Annotated in this window: 20 protein-coding genes; 15 read left to right on the top strand and 5 right to left on the bottom strand. The window is 64.8% G+C overall.

Features of this window, described 5'->3' with window-relative positions; all coding sequences use genetic code 11:
- Positions 1–68 precede the first annotated feature (68 nt).
- A complete protein-coding gene (locus SCD90_RS12310) occupies positions 69–356 on the top strand; it encodes a (2Fe-2S)-binding protein (RefSeq protein ID WP_319844980.1) in 288 nt (95 codons plus the stop codon).
- Positions 357–445: 89 nt separating this feature from the next.
- Positions 446–928, top strand: coding sequence for a bacterioferritin (gene bfr / locus SCD90_RS12305; protein WP_319844979.1), 483 nt, complete (start codon positions 446–448; stop codon positions 926–928).
- A gap of 55 nt (positions 929–983) precedes the next feature.
- On the opposite strand, the gene SCD90_RS12300 is transcribed toward bfr, so the two are convergent.
- From SCD90_RS12300 to SCD90_RS12285, 4 genes are read right to left on the bottom strand one after another with little or no spacing between them, the layout of a single operon-like run.
- Entirely contained in the window at positions 984–1,832 is an 849-nt protein-coding gene (locus SCD90_RS12300) for an ABC transporter permease (protein ID WP_319844978.1), read from the bottom strand.
- A complete protein-coding gene (locus tag SCD90_RS12295) occupies positions 1,829–2,749 on the bottom strand; it encodes an ABC transporter permease subunit (protein ID WP_319844977.1) in 921 nt (306 codons plus the stop codon). The genes SCD90_RS12300 and SCD90_RS12295 overlap by 4 nt, the downstream gene beginning before the upstream one ends.
- 10 nt (positions 2,750–2,759) lie before the next feature.
- On the bottom strand, positions 2,760–3,920 hold the full coding sequence (locus tag SCD90_RS12290; protein ID WP_319844976.1) for an ABC transporter ATP-binding protein: 1,161 nt from the start codon (positions 3,918–3,920) through the stop codon (positions 2,760–2,762).
- A gap of 55 nt (positions 3,921–3,975) precedes the next feature.
- Positions 3,976–5,043, bottom strand: a complete 1,068-nt coding sequence (locus SCD90_RS12285) for a polyamine ABC transporter substrate-binding protein (RefSeq protein ID WP_425265686.1) — start codon at positions 5,041–5,043, stop codon at positions 3,976–3,978.
- Positions 5,044–5,338: 295 nt separating this feature from the next.
- Between SCD90_RS12285 and SCD90_RS12280 the strand changes: the two genes are divergently transcribed.
- The 13 genes from SCD90_RS12280 to SCD90_RS12220 all read left to right on the top strand — a co-directional run bounded on the left by SCD90_RS12280 (position 5,339) and on the right by SCD90_RS12220 (position 17,373).
- Positions 5,339–6,733 carry a glutamine synthetase family protein gene (locus SCD90_RS12280; protein WP_319845034.1) on the top strand — a complete coding sequence of 465 codons (1,395 nt, stop codon included), beginning with the start codon at positions 5,339–5,341 and terminating at the stop codon, positions 6,731–6,733.
- Positions 6,730–7,998, top strand: coding sequence for an NAD(P)/FAD-dependent oxidoreductase (locus tag SCD90_RS12275; protein ID WP_319844974.1), 1,269 nt, complete (start codon positions 6,730–6,732; stop codon positions 7,996–7,998). Before SCD90_RS12280 ends, SCD90_RS12275 begins: the two co-directional genes overlap by 4 nt.
- 100 nt (positions 7,999–8,098) lie before the next feature.
- Complete coding sequence (locus SCD90_RS12270; protein ID WP_319844973.1) at positions 8,099–8,635, top strand: hypothetical protein; 537 nt, start codon at positions 8,099–8,101, stop codon at positions 8,633–8,635.
- Between the two features lie 58 nt (positions 8,636–8,693).
- Positions 8,694–9,551, top strand: coding sequence for an LOG family protein (locus SCD90_RS12265; protein ID WP_425265683.1), 858 nt, complete (start codon positions 8,694–8,696; stop codon positions 9,549–9,551).
- A gap of 74 nt (positions 9,552–9,625) precedes the next feature.
- Complete coding sequence (gene cysG, locus SCD90_RS12260) at positions 9,626–11,056, top strand: siroheme synthase CysG (RefSeq protein ID WP_319844972.1); 1,431 nt, start codon at positions 9,626–9,628, stop codon at positions 11,054–11,056.
- Between the two features lies 1 nt (position 11,057).
- Complete coding sequence (locus tag SCD90_RS12255) at positions 11,058–11,774, top strand: phosphoadenylyl-sulfate reductase (RefSeq protein ID WP_319844971.1); 717 nt, start codon at positions 11,058–11,060, stop codon at positions 11,772–11,774.
- A gap of 124 nt (positions 11,775–11,898) precedes the next feature.
- Positions 11,899–12,891 (top strand): sulfate ABC transporter substrate-binding protein, encoded by a 993-nt coding sequence (locus SCD90_RS12250; protein ID WP_319844970.1) that lies wholly within the window; start codon positions 11,899–11,901, stop codon positions 12,889–12,891.
- Between the two features lie 18 nt (positions 12,892–12,909).
- Positions 12,910–13,767 (top strand): sulfate ABC transporter permease subunit CysT, encoded by an 858-nt coding sequence (gene cysT, locus SCD90_RS12245; RefSeq protein WP_319844969.1) that lies wholly within the window; start codon positions 12,910–12,912, stop codon positions 13,765–13,767.
- A 7-nt stretch (positions 13,768–13,774) separates the two neighbouring features.
- Positions 13,775–14,668, top strand: a complete 894-nt coding sequence (cysW, locus tag SCD90_RS12240) for a sulfate ABC transporter permease subunit CysW (RefSeq protein WP_319844968.1) — start codon at positions 13,775–13,777, stop codon at positions 14,666–14,668.
- Positions 14,665–15,720, top strand: coding sequence for a sulfate/molybdate ABC transporter ATP-binding protein (locus SCD90_RS12235; RefSeq protein WP_319844967.1), 1,056 nt, complete (start codon positions 14,665–14,667; stop codon positions 15,718–15,720). The genes cysW and SCD90_RS12235 overlap by 4 nt, the downstream gene beginning before the upstream one ends.
- Before the next feature lie 81 nt (positions 15,721–15,801).
- Positions 15,802–15,981, top strand: coding sequence for a hypothetical protein (locus SCD90_RS12230; RefSeq protein ID WP_319844966.1), 180 nt, complete (start codon positions 15,802–15,804; stop codon positions 15,979–15,981).
- Positions 15,982–16,059: 78 nt separating this feature from the next.
- A complete protein-coding gene (locus tag SCD90_RS12225; RefSeq protein ID WP_319844965.1) occupies positions 16,060–16,326 on the top strand; it encodes a hypothetical protein in 267 nt (88 codons plus the stop codon).
- A 69-nt stretch (positions 16,327–16,395) separates the two neighbouring features.
- Positions 16,396–17,373, top strand: a complete 978-nt coding sequence (locus tag SCD90_RS12220) for an aldo/keto reductase (RefSeq protein ID WP_319844964.1) — start codon at positions 16,396–16,398, stop codon at positions 17,371–17,373.
- A 22-nt stretch (positions 17,374–17,395) separates the two neighbouring features.
- Here the strand turns inward: SCD90_RS12220 and treS are convergent, their stop codons facing one another.
- On the bottom strand, positions 17,396–19,465 hold the full coding sequence (treS, locus tag SCD90_RS12215) for a maltose alpha-D-glucosyltransferase (protein WP_319844963.1): 2,070 nt from the start codon (positions 19,463–19,465) through the stop codon (positions 17,396–17,398).
- Positions 19,466–19,674 lie beyond the last annotated feature (209 nt).

The following is a 19,674-nucleotide window of genomic DNA, read 5'->3' as shown; positions in this document are numbered from 1 at the left end:
ATATTTATTTTACAGCTAGTAGCTGTAGTTTAGATTTCTTCTAAACTGCGTAGTTTGCAGCGGGTCCGATGATCGTCTGTTCCTGTAACGTCCTGAGCGAACGCGCCATCCGCGACGCGTGCACGTCTCCCGAGCAGGCTCCGCGCACGCCCGGGCAGGTCTATCGCTGCCTTGGCTGCAGCCCACAGTGCGGCCGCTGTTCGCGCACCATCCGCTCCATCATCAATGAAGCGCTGGCCGTTTGCCCCGCCGCCTGCGCCGTATGTCCCAACCATGACCATGCGCATGACGTGCATGCGGACAACGACGTTCTCCCCCACATCAGCGAGCTTGCGGAACTCGACGCTGCCGAGTGAATTCTAGCGGACAGAAGCCCGCAGGCGCTTGCTTTCGCCCCGCCGCTTGTTTAGAACGCTTCTAACGTTGCAGGCGAGGAGAATTCACCGTGAAGGGTGACCAGAAAGTCATTGAGTACCTGAACCGCGGCCTTCGTTCCGAGCTGACCGCCGTCAGCCAGTACTGGCTTCACTATCGCCTGTTCGACGATTGGGGGTTCAAGGACCTCGCCAAGAAGTGGCGCGCGGAGAGCATCGAGGAGATGCAGCATGCCGACCGCTTCATCGACCGCATCATCTTCCTCGACGGCTTCCCGAACCTGCAGGTGCTCGATCCGCTGCGCATCGGCCAGTCCGTCGTAGAGATCCTCGAGGCCGACCTTGCCGCCGAGAACGAGGCGCGCTCGCTGTACCTCGAAGCCGCGAAGTACTGCGACAGCATCAATGACCGCGTGAGCAAGGGCCTCTTCGAGGAACTGGCGACCGATGAGGAAGGTCACATCGATTTCCTCGAGACGCAGCTTGAGACGATCCGCCAGATAGGCGTGGAGCGTTACTCGCAGCACCACATCGGCAGCCTCGATCACGACTGATCTCTTCTGCGAGAGACAATGCAAAAGCCCGGGCCAGTGCCCGGGCTTTTTTATGTCAGCCGGCCTTCGCGAGAACAGGGGCAGCGCCACCCTGCGCAGCCATCCGCTCCGCTCGCTCACGCTCCACGGCGGCGCGCTTGGTCATGATGGAGACCACGATGACGACGCTGGCCACAATGCCGATGAGGATGGTGCAGACGGCGTTGATCTCCGGCGTCACGCCCAGCCGCACGGACGAGTAGATGCGCATGGGCAGCGTCGTCGCGCCCGGGCCGGTGGTGAAGCTGGCAATGACGAGATCGTCCAGCGACAGGGTGAAGGCCAGCATCCAGCCCGAGATCACGGCCGGCGCGATGATCGGCAGGGTAATGACGAAGAACGTCTTCGCCGGCGTGGCCCCGAGATCCTGCGCGGCCTCTTCCAGCGAGCGGTCGAAGCTCAAGAGGCGCGACTGCACGACGATGGCGACGTAGCACATGGAGAAGGTGATGTGGGCCAGCACCACCGTCCAGAAGCCGCGCGCGACATCCATGGAAACGAACAGCAGCAACAGCGAAAGACCGGTGATGACCTCCGGCATGACGAGCGGCGCATAGATCAGCCCCGAGAACACTGTCCGCCCGCGAAAGCGCCCGTGCCGCACCAGCGCCAGGGCGGCCAAGGTGCCGAGCACCGTCGCAACGGTGGCCGAGAGCAGGCCGACGCGCGCCGTGACCCAGGCGGCATCCAGCAGGCCCTGGTTGCGCAGCATGGCGCCATACCATTGCGTGGAGAAACCGCCCCAGACCGTCACGAGCCGCGATGCGTTGAAGCTGTAGATCACCAGGATGAGGATGGGGATGTAGAGGAAGGCGAAGCCCAAAGTCAGGGCCACGAGGTTGAAGGAGGTCAGGCCCTTCCTCATCGGTCGATCTCCATCTGCCGCTGCTGGTAGTGCTGGTAGATCACGATGGGGACGACGAGGACGAGCAGGAGCAGGACCGCCACCGCAGCGGACACCGGCCAGTCGCGGTTCAGGAAGAACTCGTTCCAGAGCGTGCGCCCGATCATCAGCGTGCTGGAGCCGCCGAGCAGATCGGGGATGACGAACTCGCCGACGGCGGGGATGAAGCACAGGAAGCAGCCGGCGACGACGCCCGGCAGCGAAAGCGGAAAGGTGATCTGCCAGAACGCCCGGACCGGCGGCGAGCCCAGATCGGCGGCGGCTTCCAGCAGTGTGTCGTCCAGCTTCTCCAGGCTGGCATAGAGCGGCAGCACCATGAACGGCAGGTAGGAATAGACGATGCCGATGAAGACCGCGGTTTCGGTGTTGAGGATCGCGAGCGGCTGGTCGATCACGCCGAGATGGATCAGGAAGGTGGAGAGCAGTCCTTCCGGTTTCAGGATCCCGATCCAGGCATAAACGCGGATCAGGAACGAGGTCCAGAACGGCAGGATCACCAGCATCAGCAGCATGGGCCGGATGCTTTTCGGCGCGCGCGCCATGGCATAGGCGATGGGGTAGCCGATCAGGAGCAGCAGCACGGTCGAGATGGCGGCGATGCGCAGGCTCGACAGATAGGCCTTCAGGTAGAGCTCGTCGCTGCCGAGGAAGAGGTAGCTGTCGAGCGAGAAGCTCTTGATCTTCACCCAGGTGCCCGCAAGACCATCCACCGCAAGGTTGAACGCCGGCGTGTAGGGCGGCTGTGCAATGGCGCCGGTGGACAGGCTGATCTTGACGACGATCAGGAACGGCACGAGGAACAACGCGAGCAGCCAGAGGAACGGCACCCACAGTTCCAGCCGCCGCATCCAGCCGCCCGCTAAGCTTTTCTCGGCCATGTCTGGACCCCTAGGCGGTCAGGAGAACGCCCTGTTCGGGCGACCAGGTAAGCCAGACCTTGTCTTCCCAGCTGATGGGACGCTCGACGAGACGGGTGCGGTTGGCGACCGACACCTTCACGATGTCACCGCTCGCCACCTTCACCCGGTAGACGGACAGGTCGCCGAGATAGCCGATGTCCCACACCTCGCCGGGCAGCACATTGGTGGTGCCCGGCGGCGGGGCATCCAGCGAAATGGACATCTTCTCAGGGCGCAGGGCCAGCCAGGTCTCCGCTCCCGATGACAACTGGGGCGCAAACGGCACCTTGATAGGCGCATCGCTCCATTCGCTGACGAGGCGAGCATCGCCCTCCCCCGCATCGTAGCGGCCGGGGATGATGTTCACGTCGCCGATGAAGTCCGCGACGTAGCGGGAGGCCGGCTGCTCGTAGATCTCTCCGGGCGTGGCGACCTGCACCATGCGCCCCGCATTCATGAGCGCGATGCGGTCTGCCACCGTCATAGCCTCTTCCTGGTCGTGCGTGACGATGAGGAAGGTCATGCCGAGCGTGACCTGAAGATCCGTCAGTTCAAACTGGGTCTCCTCGCGAAGCTTTCGGTCCAGCGCGCCTAGCGGCTCGTCCAGCAGCAGCACCTTGGGCTTCAGGGCCAGCGACCGCGCCAGCGCCACGCGCTGGCGCTGTCCGCCGGAGAGCTGGTGCGGCTTGCGGCGGGCAAAGGACTCCAGCTTCACCAGCTTGAGCATCTCCTCGACACGCGCCTCGCGCTCCGGCTTCGGCATCTTGGCCTGCTTCAGGCCGAAGGCCACGTTGTCGGCCACGTTCATGTGCGGGAACAAGGCGTAGGACTGGAACATCATGTTCACAGGCCGTCTGTAGGGCGGCACGCCGACAAGGTCCTGCCCCGCCAGCAGGATGCGCCCGGATGTAGGCTCCTCGAAGCCGGCGAGCATGCGCATGAGCGTGGTCTTGCCGCAGCCCGAGGGGCCGAGCAGCGCGAAGAATTCGCGCTCGTAGATGTTCAGGGTGAGGTCATCGACCGCCGTAAAATCACCGAACCTCTTAGTGACGTTCTCGAACCGGATCAGCGGGATGGCAGAGGGGTCGTTCCATGGACTGAAAGCTCGGCGAACCGGACCGAGCGCGGCTTTGGTGGGCGCAGACGGCATGGTGGGAGGCTCCGGTGGCGGGCAGATGCGCCCGCCACGCCACTGGAGATCGGGATTACTGGCCGGTCTTGGCCCGCGTCCATGTCCGCGTGATGACACGTTGCAGGCGAGGATCCTCGACTGTGGACACGGTGTAGAGGCGCTTCAGCGTCTCGGCGTCCGGATAGATGGCCGGATTGTCGAGGATTTCCTTGTCCACGAACTGCTGCGAGGCAAGGTTGCCGTTGGCATAGGCCACGTAGTTGGTCGCCTTGGCGATGACCTCCGGCCGCATCATGTAGTCGAGGAACTTGAGCGCGCCTTCCGGATTCGGGGCGTCGGCAGGGATCGCGAACTGGTCGAACCAGAGCTGCGCGCCCTCCTTCGGGATCACGTACTGGATCTTGACGCCCTTGCCGGCTTCCTCGGCGCGGGTGGCCACCTGGAAGACGTCGCCGGAATATCCCACCGCCGCGCAGATGTCGCCATCGGCCAGCGCGTTCTTCCACTCGTCCGAATGGAATTTGCGGATGTGCGGCCGCACCTTGTCCAGTTGCTCCCCGGCCTTCTCGATGTCCGCGTTGTTCTTGAAGTCAGGCGTCACGCCGACGAAGTTCATGACGGAGGGCAGGACGTCTTCGGCCGAGTCCAGCACCATGATCCCGCAGGATGCCAGCTTTTCGGCGTTTGCCGGATCGTAGACGAGACCCCAGGAGTTCACCGGAGCGTTCGGCAGCGCCGCCTTCACCTTGTCGACATTGTAGCCGATGCCGGTGGTGCCCCACATATAGGTGATGGAATACTCGTTGCCCGGGTCGTAGACCGCCACGCGTTCCTGGATCTCGGGCCACATGTTCTTGAGGTTCGGCAGCTTCGACTTGTCGAGCTTCTGGAACACGCCGGCCTTGATCTGGCGGCTCAGGAAGGTCGCCGTCGGCACCACGATGTCGTAGCCGGTCGAACCGGTAAGCAGCTTGGTTTCCAGCAACTCGTTGGTGTCGAACGTGTCGTAGACGACATTGATGCCCGTCTCGGCCGTGAAATCCTTCAGGATCTGGTCGTCGATATAGTCCGACCAGTTGTAGATGCGGATTTCCTCGGCCGCGGCGCCGCCGGCGGCCCCGAGCGAGATTGCGGCAGCCATGACGGCGGCGAAGGGTCGAAGCAGGCGAAATCTCATGTTCCGGGCTCACTTCACGAAAGGAAGAACCAAGTCGTGGCCGCAGGTTACGAAGCCCCTGCGCATCGCACAAGCATCCAGTCGGCTGACGCTTCAACATCGCGCGCCGCGGTTGACGCCCTCGCCGCCGACCGGCACCATGCCGCCTGATCGGAGGGCGACATCGCCCGCCGCACCAGAACGGAGCGCCACCGGACCTCGGGTCCGGGCCATGCCTGTCCAATGACTGGGGACAAGGCTTTGGCCGACGCAAAGTATGATGAGCAAGAAAAAAGCCCCCAAGGATACCGCCGCTTCCCTGCGCGGCGTTGCCGATGTCAACGAAGCCCGAACGTGGCTGAAGGCACGCGGTATCGAGGAACTTGAATGCGTCGTGCCGGACCAGGCCGGCGTGGCACGCGGCAAGATCATGCCGGTGTCGAAGTTCTTCAACGCCCCGGCGATGAACCTGCCCTCGTCCATCTTCCACCAGACCATCTCCGGCGAGTACCCGGACGACGACGTGCCGGGCGCGGGCGATCCGGCCGACGCCGATCTCGTCCTCGTTCCGGACTTTTCTACGCTCGCCGTGGTGCCGTGGGCGAGCGACCCCACCGCGCAGCTGATCCACGACTGCTTCAGCCGGCGCGGTGAGCCGGTGGAGGTGGCGCCACGCCAATTGCTGCGGCGCGTCATCGATCTTTACGCCAAGAAGGGCTGGAATGCCGTCGTCGCGCCGGAGATCGAGTTCTATCTCGTCAAGCCGAACACCGACCCCGATTACCCGCTCGAGCCACCCATCGGCCGCTCCGGTCGACCGGAAACGGGGCGCGTCTCCTACTCCATCTCGGCGGTGAACGAGTTCGACGACCTGTTCGAGGACATCTACGATTTCTCGGAGGCACAGGGCCTCGCCATCGACACCCTCATCCATGAGGAGGGGGCGGCGCAGATGGAGATCAACCTGCGCCACGGCGATCCGCTGGCGCTGGCCGACCAGGTGTTCATGTTCAAGCGCACGATCCGCGAGGCGGCTCTGGCACACAACATCTACGCCACCTTCATGGCCAAGCCGATTGCCAACGAGCCGGGCTCGGCCATGCACATCCACCAATCCGTGTGGGACGAGAAGGGCCGCAACATCTTCTCCGGCGAGGACGGCGAGCCGACGGAAGCCTTCTTCCACTTCATCGCCGGCCAGCAGAAATACCTGCCCAAGGTCATGTGCATCCTTGCGCCTTACGTGAACTCCTATCGCCGGCTCACCAAGGCCGCGACCGCGCCCATCAACGTGGCATGGGGCTACGACAACCGCACCACGGGCATTCGAGTCCCGCCCGCCGGATCCGCCGCACGGCGCGTGGAGAACCGCATCCCCTCCTCCGATGCCAATCCCTATCTCGCGCTCGCAGCGAGCCTCGCCTGTGGCTATCTCGGCCTGATCGAGGCGGAGAAGCCGACGGCGCCCGTCGAAGGCTCCGCGCACGGGCTGGACTACGCCCTTCCACGCGGGCTGCTCGAGGCGGTCTCGGCGTTCGAGGAATGCGATGAGTTGGGCGCACTGCTGGGGCCCACCTTCACGTCGACCTATGCGGCCCTGAAGCGCGGTGAATACGAGACGTTCATGCGGGTGATCAGCCCGTGGGAGCGGGAATATCTCCTGCTGAACGTGTGAGCCGGCCCGCCACCTATTACGACGCGTCGACCCCGTCGCTCAGGGCCTTTCCGCCTCTCGACGGTGATGTGCGGGCCGATGTCTGCGTGGTCGGGGCGGGTTTCACCGGGCTCGGCGCTGCCTTGCGGCTGGCCGAGCGTGGATTGCGCGTCGTCGTCCTCGAGAAAGGAGCGGCGGGCTCCGGAGCCTCGGGGCGAAACGGCGGACAAATCCATTCCGGCCTGAGACGGGACCAGTTCGCGCTGGAGAAGGCCTTCGGCGAAAAGGTTGCGCGCCAGCTCTGGGACCTCGGCCAGGCAGCCATCGCCCATCTCGACGGCTGCATCAGCCGGTACGATATTCAATGCGGCCGGAAACGCGGCCTCATCTATGCCGACCATCGCGCCAGGTTCGTGCCTCACACGCATGCCTATGCGGAGCATCTAAGGGCGCGGTACGGGTATGAAGGCGTGGCGCCCATCGGCCGCAACGCACTTCAGGCGCTTGTAAAAGCTCCCGGCTATCACGGCGGCATGGTGGATTATGGCGGGGGACATCTGAACCCGCTGGCCTTCGTGCGCGGCCTTGCAGAAGCCGCAGCCGGGCTGGGCGTGGCGCTGCACGAGCAGACGGAAGCCTTGCGCGTGGAGCCGGGAAGTCCGGTTCGCATCCACACGCCGGCCGGTGTCGTCACCGCCGACTGGCTGATCCTGGCGGGCGACAGCCTGATGAAAGGCCTCTCCGCGGACGCCGATGCACGCATCCTGCCCATCGCCAGTACCGTTGCGGTTACCGAACCGCTGGGCGCGCGGCTGGACGATTACCTCGCCACCGACATGGCGGTGGCGGACAGCCGTTTCGTCGTGAACTATTTTCGGCCGACCGAAGATCGCCGTCTCCTGTTCGGTGGCGGTGAAAGCTATTCGACCACACCCGTCCGGGATCCTGCCCGGCTGGTGCACGAGGCGCTGAAGCGGGTGTTCCCGGATCATGCGGCGCTGCGGTTCGACTATGCCTGGAGCGGCGTGGTCGGCATTACCCAGACGCGCTATCCGCTGGTGCGGCGCATGGACGGCAATGTTCTGATCGCCGCCGGCTATTCCGGTCAGGGCGTCGCGCTCGCGCCGTTCGCCGGTGCGGTGCTGGCCGAGACGGTGCTGGGCAACAGCCGGGATTTCGAGCTGCTCTCCCGCCTGCCGGTTCCGGCATTTCCGGGCGGCGCGGCGCTGCGCCAGCCATTGCTGGTGCTGGCCATGCTCTACTATGCGGCGCGCGACAGGTTCTGACCGGCGTTCACCCGTCATTCAGCCATATTCCCGCATGATACGGCATCAGCGGTCCGAGGGGGGCCGCACCGGCTCCGGACGGGGCACAGGGTCATCTGTCATGCGTCTCTCTCGTCTCCTCATCTCTTCGGCGGCCGCTTCCGCGATTGTCTTCGCCAGCCTTCCGGCCAGCGCCATGCCGACGGTGTCGCTGCGTGCAGCAGCCATCGAGTCCGCGCCCGCACTCATCAAGGTCGATCATCGCCATCACCACGGAAGCGGTGCCGCAGTCGGGGTCGGTCTCGGGGTGGGCCTCATCGCGGGTGCCGCCATTGCCAGCGCCGCTCGTGAGCCGGATCGCGTCTACATCGAGGAAGCACCTCCCCCGCCTCCGCGTCGCGTCTATGTTGAACGGCGCGTGGATGAAACCGCCGACGAGGCCGTGCGCGCCTGCGCCCGTGGCCTGCTCGACACCGCCCGCCGCGACGGAGCCTTCGACTCGGAAGTCGGCGCCATCGATTCGGTGAGCCCGAAGCCGGATGGCGGCCATCGCGTGGAAGCCGAAGTCACCCTGATCTATCCGCGCTACGAGCGCACCTCGAACGTGGTGTGCCACACCGAAGGCGGCTATCTGGTCAGCGCCCGCACCGGCTACTGATCCGCTCCGCGACGAACAAGGCCGGACCTTTGGTCCGGCCTTTTGCGTTCCTGCACTCATGAAACCGTTCGATAGCAAGCCGCCCGAGGCCGGGCCGCACCCGCACAACAATCCGCAGATGGAGGCCATGGCCTACCGTCTCGCCGCCGCCGATCCGGCCTTCCTCATGGGAGATTCGATGCGCGGCGTGCGCTTTTTGCTGGAATACGCCAAGGCGGAGGAAGGCCTGCGCCGGTGGGGCGTGTGCTCCACCATCGTCGTGTTCGGCAGCGCGCGCATCCTGCCGGGCGGAAGCCCTCATCCCCGGGACGCCAGCGCACCGCTACCGGCGGGAACACGCCCACGGCCGGGAAGCAGTTCGGCACGCTGGTACGAGGAAGCTCGCCGCTTTGCCGAAATCGCGTCGCGGGAGGGAGGCGCGCTCCATCCGAAGGACGGCAAGCGCCACAATGTGATTGCGACCGGTGGCGGACCCGGCATCATGGAAGCAGCCAATCGCGGCGCGTGCGACGCCGGCGCGCCTTCGGTGGGGTTCAACATCCGCCTGCCCTTCGAGCAGGAGCCGAACGCCTATTCCACGCCCGATCTCACCTTTCTCTTCCACTACTTCGCGATGCGGAAGATGCATCTGGCCATGCGGGCATCCGCGCTCGTCGTGTTTCCCGGCGGCTTCGGCACGCTCGACGAATTGTTCGAGATCCTGACGCTGAGGCAGACCGGCAAGGCACCGACGGTTCCCATCGTCCTGTTCGACCGGGACTACTGGACGCGGATCATCAACTTCGAAGCCCTTCTGGAGGAAGGCATGATCGAGGCCGACGATCTCCAGCTCTTCGAGTTCGCATCGAGTGCCGAGGAGGCCTGGGATTGCCTGATGAAGCGCGGCCTCACATCGTTCAACAATCCAGACCTGTAGTTCAGCCCCTTTAACCGGCAGAGGCGCGGTGTTATGTGACCGGCTGGGCCCAAATCGGGGCCGGGCCGGGACCGATGCGCTATTTTCCTATCTTCATCGATCTCAAGGATCGTCCGGTGCTGGTGTTCGGCGGCGGCGAGCCGGTGCTGAACAAGATCCGCCTGCTGATGAAGACGGGCGCGCACATCCGCGTCCATACGGATTCCCCTTCGCACGAGATACAGGAGCTGGCGGAGGAAGGGCACGTTACCCTTCATCCCGCAGGCAACCCGCAGACGGTCGACCTGACCGGCGCGAGCCTCGTGGTGAGTTCCGCCGGCGACCCGGTGGATGGCACCATCTCCGCCCGCGCCCGAGAACTCGGCGTACCGGTGAACGTGGTGGATCGCACCGAACTGTGCAGCTTCATCACGCCGGCCATCATCGATCGCGGCACTGTCCTGGCTGCCATCGGCACGGAGGGCGCGGCACCCGTGCTGGCGCGACGCCTGCGCGCACGGCTGGAAAGCCTGCTTCCTGCTCGCCTCGGCGCCCTAGCCGACCTCATCGGCTCCCGCCGCGAGCGGCTGGGGCAAGCGGCCCCGGACGTCGCGGACCGCCGCAAGTTCTGGGAGACCGTTGTGGACGGCCCGATCGGTGCGTCGGTGCTCGCAGGCCGCATGGAAGAGGGCACGGCTGCGCTCGACGGATTGATCGCGCAGACCGAGGCCGAAGGTCCCGTGCCGCGGCAGGGCACGGTCTACCTCGTGGGCGCCGGCCCCGGCGACCCGGAACTGCTGACGCTGAAGGCACTACGCGTGCTGCAGGATGCCGATATCATTTTTCACGACGACCTCGTCAGTGCCGAGGTGCTTGATCTCGCGCGGCGCGACGCCGAGCGCATCTTCGTCGGCAAGCGTGCCGGCATGCCGTGCGTGGCGCAGGACGCCATCAATTTCGAACTTGTCTCCGCGGCCCAGCGCGGGCTGCGCGTCGTTCGCCTCAAGGGCGGCGATCCCTTTGTCTTCGGACGCGGCGGCGAGGAGATGGAAACCCTGCAGGACGCAGGCATCCAGGTGGTCGTCGTTCCCGGCATCACCGCCGCGCTCGGCTGCGCCGCTGAGGCCGAGCTTCCCCTAACGCAGCGCCGGGAAGCCGCGCGGCTGACGATCCTCACCGCCCACCGCGCAGCCGATGCGGCGGCCGTCGATTGGGCAAGCCTAACCGGCACCGACACGACACTGGCCATCTATATGGGCAAGGCCAGTGCGCCCCTGATCTCGGACGGGCTGATCGGCGCGGGCATGAGCGCGGAAACGCCGGTGGCCGTTCTGGCGCGGGGAACACGGCCGGACGCGGCTTACGTGGCGGGATGGCTCCACGAACTGCCAGCCTTGGTGGAACAGGCCGGGCACGGCCCAGCCCTCCTCATCGTCGGGCAGGTGGTGCGCCGGTCCCGGCCCTGGCGCTCTCGTGCCGGCACCGCCACATCACCACAGACAGCTTCACTGGAAAGCGTGAACTAGCATGTTCGATCTTGCTGAGACCTCGTCCGCAGACCTCGTGGAGAGAGCGCGCGATCTGGATGCGCGCCTCACCGACAAGCAGCCTCTGCAGGTGCTTGAGGCCATCCTCGCAGAGCGGTTCGAAGGCGGCATCGCCTCCGTTTCCTCGTTCGGCACGGAATCCGCCGTGTTGCTGCACATGGTGGCGCAGATCGACCCGGATGTGCCGGTGCTGTTTCTCGATACGGGGATGCTGTTCGAGGAGACTCTCGCCTATCGCGATCAGTTGCGTGAGGAGATCGGCCTGAAGGACATCCGTATCTTCACACCGGATGTCGAGGAACAGGCGCGGCTCGACCCTGAGAACATGCTGTGGGCCACTGACACGAATGCCTGCTGCGGCTTCCGCAAGGTCGCGCCCCTCGGGCGGGCGCTGAACGGTTTCGGCGCCTGGCTGAACGGGCGCAAGCGCTATCACGGCGACAGCCGCGCTGCCTTGCCGATGGTCGAAGCCGATGGGCCCCGCATCAAGGTGAACCCGCTCGCCAACTTCAACGCGCAGGACATCCAGTCCTATTTCGTAAGCCATCACCTCCCCCTGCATCCGCTGCAGCCCCTTGGCTTCTCCTCCATCGGCTGCATGCCCTGCACGAGCCGCACGAAGGACGGCGAGGCGCCGCGTGCCGGCCGCTGGCGAGGCACGGGCAAGACCGAATGCGGCATCCACATTCCGGGTTAAACATCTTAAGTGTGTAGAATAATAAATCTACCAATCCTGTGATGTTTAATGTTGACACCCGGTACCAGCTGGGTAGACATAGCGCCTTCGAACAACATCCGAATAGACGGATTAGGGGGCTTCGATGTTCAGGAAGTTGACCTTGACGGTGGCAGCGGCGCTCATCGCCGCTCCCGCATTCGCGGCGGATATCTCGCTGCTGAACGTGTCCTATGACCCGACGCGCGAGCTCTACGTCGCCTTCAACAAGGCGTTCGCCGCCAAGTGGAAGTCCGAGCACCCCGAGGACACCGTCACGGTGAAGCAGAGCCATGGCGGCTCGGGCAAGCAGGCCCGCTCCGTCATCGACGGCATCGAGTCCGACGTCGTGACCTTGGCGCTCGCCTATGACGTGGATGCGATTTCCGACAAGGGCTACATCGCGAAGGACTGGCAGAAGCGCCTGCCCGACAATGCGGCACCCTACACCTCGACCATCGTGTTCCTGGTCCGCAAGGGTAACCCCAAGGGCATCAAGGATTGGGACGATCTGGTGAAGCCGGGCGTGCAGGTCATCACCCCTAATCCCAAGACCTCCGGCGGCGCCCGCTGGAACTACCTCGCCGCATGGGCCTACGCCAAGAAGGCCTATGGCAGCGACGAGAAGGCACAGGACTTCGTCAAGAAGCTGCTGGAGAACGTGCCGGTGCTCGACACGGGTGCACGCGGCTCCACCGTCACCTTCACCGAGCGCGGACAGGGCGACGTGCTGCTGGCCTGGGAGAACGAGGCCTATCTTTCGGTCGCTGAACTGGGGCCGGAAAAGTTCGAGATCGTGACGCCCAGCCTGTCCATCCTGGCTGAGCCGACGGTCGCAGTGGTGGACAAGGTGGTCGACAAGAAGGGCACGCGCGCCGTGTCCGAGGCCTACCTCAAGTACCTGTACTCGCCGGAAGGCCAGGAGATCGCGGCCAAGAACTATTACCGTCCGCGTGACGAGACGGTGGCCGAGAAGTACAAGGACAAGTTCGCCAAGGTCGAGCTTGTGACGATCGACGATGCCTTCGGCGGCTGGCGCAAGGCCCAGAAGGAGCACTTCGACGACGGCGGCACCTTCGACAAGATCTACACGAAGTAAGACAAGGCCGGATCGACCATGACCGCCACAGCTGTTGGCCGATCCGGCAGGATCCGTCGCGAGAAGAGCGTGCTCCCGGGCTTCGGGATCACGCTCGGCATCACCATCGCCTGGCTGACGTTGATCATCCTGATCCCGTTGGCCGGGCTTTTCCTCAAGACGGCAACGCTGTCGTTCGACCACTTCCTGACCATCATCACCAGCACGCGGGTGCTGAATGCGCTGAAGATCAGCTTCGGCATCGCGTTTCTGGCCGCTCTCACCAATATCGTGCTCGGCTCCGTCGTGGTGTGGGCGCTGACCCGGTATGAGTTCCCCGGACGCCGCGTGTTCGACGCCATCGTGGACATCCCCTTCGCTCTGCCCACCGCAGTCGCCGGCATCGCGCTCACTGCGCTTTACGCGGAGAACGGCTGGCTCGGCGGGCTGCTCGCGCAGCTCGGCATCAAGGTCGCCTACACGCCGCTGGGCATCTATGTGGCTCTGGTCTTCATCGGCCTACCCTTCGTCGTCCGCACGGTGCAGCCGGTGCTCCAGGACCTCGACGGCGAGCTTGAGGAGGCGGCTTCCAGCCTCGGTGCATCGCGGTTCCAGGTGATCCTGCGCGTCGTGGTGCCGACGCTCCTTCCCGCGCTTCTCACCGGCTTCGCGCTGGCCTTTGCGCGCGCGGTAGGCGAGTACGGCTCGGTCATCTTCATCGCCGGCAATTTGCCGAACGTGTCGGAAGTGGCGCCGCTGCTCATCGTCATCCGGCTGGAGGAGTTCCGTTACGCGGACGCCACCGCCATCGCGGTGATCATGCTGGTCGCGTCCTTCGTGTTGCTCCTCATCATCAACAGGCTTCAGGCATGGTCCGAAGCGCATCGTCGTCCGTGAGGCAGCCATGAGTGTCGCAGACGCCACCTTCCTGCCGGCAGATGCCCGTGCCGAGGCCAAGCCCGCCCCAGCTCCACGGCCGGTCAACACCGAACCCGCAGCGGTGCGCTATGCGTTGATCGGCCTCGCAGTCGCGTTCCTGTCCCTGTTCATCGTGCTGCCGCTGGTGACGGTCTTCGCGCAGGCACTCTCGCGAGGCTGGGACGTCTATCTTGCCGCCCTTCACGAGACGGATGCGCTCCATGCCGTCTACCTGACGCTCGTGGCCGCCGCGATCTCGCTGGTGCTGAACGTGGTGTTCGGCCTGTGCGCGGCCTGGGCCATCGCCAAGTTCGAATTTCCCGGCAAGAGCGTGCTGATCTCGTTCATCGATCTGCCCTTCTCCGTCTCTCCCGTCGTCGCGGGGCTTGTGTTCGTCCTGATGTTCGGGGCTCAGGGGCTGTTCGGCAGCTGGTTCATCGACAACGACATCAAGATCATCTTCGCCCTGCCGGGCATTGTGCTGGCGACGGTGTTCGTCACCTTCCCGTTCGTTGCACGCGAATTGATCCCGCTGATGCAGGAACAGGGGACGGCGGAGGAGGAAGCGGCCATCTCGCTCGGCGCGCCGGGCTTTCTCACCTTCCTGAAGGTGACCTTGCCCAACATTAAATGGGCGCTGCTCTACGGCGTGCTGCTGAGCAATGCGCGCGCCATGGGCGAGTTCGGGGCGGTGTCGGTGGTCTCGGGCCATATCCGTGGCGAGACGAACACCATGCCCCTCCACATCGAAATCCTCTACAACGAGTACCAGTTTGCGGCGTCCTTTGCGGTCGCCTCCCTTCTCGCGCTGCTTGCGCTCGTCACCCTGGTCCTGAAGACCGTACTCGAACATCGCCTCGCGAAAGACCACAAGGCATGAAGATCGACGTCCACGCCGTCTCGAAGAGCTTCGGCTCCTTCAAGGCACTCGACAATGTCAGCCTGGACATCAAGTCCGGCGAGCTCATTGCGCTGCTGGGGCCGTCAGGTTCGGGCAAGACCTCGCTGCTGCGCATCATCGCCGGGCTTGAATGGCCGGATGCCGGAGACATCCGCTTCGACGGGCGCGACGCCTTGAGCCTCAGCGTCAAGGAACGCGATGTCGGCTTCGTCTTCCAGCATTACGCGCTGTTCCGGCACATGAACGTGTTCGACAACATCGCCTTCGGCCTCCGCGTCCGGCCGCGCAAGGTGCGGAAATCGGAAGCCGAGATCCGCACGCGGGTCGAGAAGCTTCTGGAACTCGTGCAGATCGGTTCGCTGGCCCAGCGCTATCCGACCCAGCTCTCCGGCGGCCAGAGGCAACGGGTGGCTTTGGCTCGCGCCCTTGCCATCGAGCCAAAGGTGCTGCTGCTGGACGAGCCGTTCGGCGCCCTTGATGCCAAGGTCCGCAAGGATCTGCGCCGCTGGCTGCGCGACCTGCACAACGAGTTGCACGTGACCTCGGTTCTCGTGACGCACGATCAGGAAGAAGCCCTCGAGGTGGCCGACCGCGTGGTGGTGATGGGCCGCGGCAAGATCGAGCAGGTCGGCACGCCGGGCGAGGTCTACGACGCGCCGGCTTCGGCCTTCGTGCACGACTTCATCGGCGAATCCGTCGCCCTGCCGGTCCAGGTGGAAAACGGCGGCGTGAGGATCGGTGCCCAGCACCTCAACCTCGATTCCCAGGGCGTGGCCTCCGGCCCGGCGCAGCTTTTCCTGCGCCCGCATGACATCGGTATCACGCTGCCGAGCGCCGACGCGCTTCGCGGCGAGGTTCTTGCCGTGCGCCGGTTCGGCCCCACGCACCGCGTCGATCTGCAGGTTCCGGTGGAGGGCGGCACGGCCACGCTGGAAGCCGCCATCAGTTCCGGGCACGAGCCTAGGATCGGTGAAGTGGTCGGCGTCGTGCCGGAGCGTTACCGGGTCTTCGCGGCTCAATCCGCTCATTGACAAGCCGGCGCGATCCGGGCGTGTTCTCCGCCGACGCGGGCGTGGCACCAAAAAGCCGCGCTGCGCCCCCCGGAGATCGCCATGACCGCACCCAAGACCCTCGCCCGTTTCCTTGCCGTGCCGTCCGAAGACGATGACAACGTGCAACTGACCATCGAGGCGGAGGACGGCAGCACCTTCTCCGTCAACGCCACGGCCGAGCAGGTCGAGGATATCATCGACACGCTGGACATGCTGTTCGGCGAAGACGACGAAGACTAAGGGTGTCACCTCGGGCAAGGCGCGCTATGTCAGCCTTGCCCGCACCTAACACAGCCAACACGAGAAGGAGGATTGCCGATGCCCCTGACTGACATGGGACGCGATCCCCTGGCCAGCACCACCGAACTTCGATGGCAGATGACCGATGGCGAGAAGGCCGTCGTCGTCTCGACCACAGTCGACGTCATCTACGCCATGGAGCCGGGAGCCACTGACCCGGCGATCAGCCGCTTCGAGCGGTTCCGCCCGCAATTTGCTGCCGTTGCCAGCCGCAAATTCGATGCCGGGAAGATCGAGGACAGCGGCATGGTTCGCGTCCTGCAGCCGGACCTCTATGCGTTCTGAAACCCTGCCACACGGCAGCCGTGTTCTCGCGTGACCCTGCCTTGCCATGGATCACGTGAAGGACAGGCTATGAACCCCGAACATTTTGCACCGCCCGGTCCTCTCGGCTTCGGCGGTGCGCCGCTCGGCAATATGTTCGATGTGGTGGACGAGGAGACGTCTCGTGCGGCGCTGAACGCTGCCTGGCAGACAGGCGTCCGCTACTTCGACACCGCTCCGCACTACGGCAGCGGCCTGTCCGAGCACCGCTTCGGCGAGGTGCTGCGGGGGTATCCCCGCGATGAATATGTGCTCTCGACCAAGGTGGGCCGGCTGCTCAGCGCCGAGGAAGGCGCCGAGAATCCGCCCTTCGTGCAGGGCCTGCCCTTCCGGGTGCGCTACGACTACTCCTATGACGGCACCTTGCGCAGCGTGGAGGACAGCCTCCAGCGTCTCGGCATCTCACGCATCGACGTGGCCTTCATCCATGACCTCGCGGCCGACCATCACGGCGATGCGTGGAAGGACCTGTTCGCCACGGCGATGGACGGAGCGGCCAAAGCCCTGATCAGGCTTCGCGAGGAAGGCATCATCAAGGGCTGGGGACTGGGCGTGAACCTGACCGAACCATGCGAACTGGCGCTCGAGCAGTCCGATCCCGACCTTTTCCTGCTCGCCGGCCGCTACAGCCTCTTGAACCAGCCGGCGCTCGATCGTCTCTTTCCGATGTGTGCCGAGCGCGGGGTGAATGTGGTGGTTGGCGGCCCCTACAATTCGGGGCTGCTGGCGGGCGGCCGCACCTTCGAATATCAGGACGCTCCGGCGGAGATGGTGGCCAAGCGCGACCGCATCGCTGCGATCTGCGAGCGCCACGGCGTCGATATCCGCGCGGCCGCGCTGCAGTTCTGCGCCGCCCATCCCGTGGTTTCGGCCGTCATCCCCGGCGCCAAGCACGCCCGCAAGGTGCAGGACAATGCGGGGCTGATCGCCCAGCCGATCCCTGCCGCGCTCTGGCAGGAGTTGAAGGACGACGGCGTGCTCCCTGCGGATGCAGCCACTCCCGCTTAGGAGCGGCTGCCCGCAACTGCTGTCACACCAGCGAGGAGAGGGTCTGGACCACGCGAAGGGAAAGACCCTCATAAGGGTCCAGGTGGATCTTGAAGTCTCCCGTCTCCGAGAGGTCCCCCTCGACACGCTCGTTGATCATGTCCACCACCGGACCAGGCGGGATGCCGGGCAGGTTGATGGTTTCCTCGATCGCCGCGCCGCTGAAATTGAGGGCCGTCACCTGCACGCCGCGCTCGGCCGGCAGTTCGTGCACCATCACAAGCAGGCCCGGCGACTGCACGTCCGGTATGAGAATCTGGCGCGCCGCCGCGATGTCATAGGCCTGCCGGACCGCCAGCAGCTTCTTGAGCTGCACCGAGAACGAATCGGGATTCTTCAGCTGCTCGCACAATGAGCCATAAAGGGAACGTGCCTTTGGAAGGCCGGCCACCGACTGCGTGGCATCCGGGTTCATGTCCGCCAAGTCATAGGCGCCCCGGTTGATCCAGCGGGTGTCGCCGTCGCCCATCAGGTCGGCGACGTCGTCCGCGGCGAGCGGAAGTGCCCCGACGAGATCCCAGCCCGAGAGCGCGAATACGCCAGGCTGGAATGCGTTGTACATCACCAGCAGCAGGTGGATGCGCTGGATCAGGGCGGCCTGCTCGTCGGTAATCGCGTCCAGATCCGCTATCTTGAGCGCAGCCGCGATGACGCTGGCCGTGGTGCAAGCCACGCCATTGGTCACGAATTTGAGGTTGTAGGGCGCCGCCTCGCCTGAAATGGCGTCGTACATCGCATGGCGCACATGGTCGCGCAGCACGATGCCGAGGATTTCCTCACCCTTGAACTGATAGCGGTCCTGCGCGTGCGCGGTCCAGAAATGGACCAGTTCGAGCGTCAGCTCATCGTGGTTCTGAAGGGCATGGATCAGCGAAGCCGGATCCAGCCCGAATTGGTGCACCTTGCGCAGCATCATGCGCAGGAAGTCCGCATCTCCCGTCACCAGAGCGTGATGGTAGGCCGGCCTCGTGATGAAGTCGTAGGACAGGTCCGCGCCGCCGACCGACATGGATGCGATGTCGTCCACCGTCAGGTTCAGCTCCTGGAAGGTGAAGCCGCCGACTTTACGCACCATGCCGCTGATGAGCTGGTTGCCCACGACGGACAGCGGATGGCCTTCCGACCACGCGGGACCGTTCGGACGACGCTCCGCACCGAGGAAGCCGTTGGCGTCCAGCCGGATGCCACGCGCGCCGAGGAGATCGATCGAGTTCAGTGCATCGCCGATGATCATCGTCTGGGCGGCAAAGGTCGGGTCCAGCCAGTTCAGCGCCGGCTGACCGTCCTTGAAATAATGCAGGTAGACCCAGCGGCGCTCGACGCCGTCGACGCCCATGACCACGTCCGTGGCGCTCCAGTCAGTCTCCTTCACGCCGGGTTCGAAGAAGATGACGCGCTGCAACTGGCCGACGATGTAGCCCTTATCGCGCAGCTGATCGACCGTGTCGGGGAGCAGGTTCACGCTGTCCTTGCCGGCGGGCACCGGCGGCAGCATGTCCCAGTCGTCAGCCCGCACCTCGACCATGTGGTAGAGGCCGGGATAATCGCCGTGGAACATGGTGGCGAGCCGCCAGTCCGCGCCCTTGCCGGTGTGGGCCGGAATGACGTCGTCGATGACGATGCAATTGTGCGCCGCAGCCATGCGGCTCATCGCCTTGAATTCTTCCTGCGTGCCGAAGGCCGGGTCGATCTCGAAGCTGACGCGATCGAAATTGCCGTCCACCGTCGGCGTGTAGCTGCGGCCCTGCAGGCCACCCGCGCGCTTGGTCGGCCCCGTGTGGATGCCGTGGATGCCGATCGAGGCAAAGGCCTGCCAGAGGTCCTCGCTGCCCAAGGTCTTCAGCACCGATTCGCCATCGCGCGCCACGATGGCTGCGGGATAGGCCGTGAACCAGACCGAGGCCATCGCAGATGCCGCACGAGGCCGCGTTTCCGCATACGGTCGCTGCCACTGCCGGGCATGGCCGGAATATTTCGTGGCGCACATCTTGGCGTGGCCGAGCATGGATTGGCTGACGAGCCATTCCACGTAATGAGGATCGGGAAGCGACATGAGAGCTCCGGCAGGGACAGAGACAGTCCAGCGCGCCCGCAGGGGCAGCCGCGACTCATCCCGCTACCGATATAGCGGGACGTGAGCGGCTATGAACCTGACCCGACGTAATCTTTTGGCGGCGTGTCCCTTCCGCCGCGCAAAGGCCTGAGAAAACATCGTTTTCGATGGCCATGGCCCTTGCCGTGCCTTGTTTGCATGCGACTGAG

The organism is Terrihabitans rhizophilus (assembly GCF_033898525.1).
Classification (GTDB): domain Bacteria; phylum Pseudomonadota; class Alphaproteobacteria; order Rhizobiales; family Methylopilaceae; genus Flaviflagellibacter; species Flaviflagellibacter rhizophilus.
This window is presented reverse-complemented; position numbering and strand designations above follow the sequence as displayed.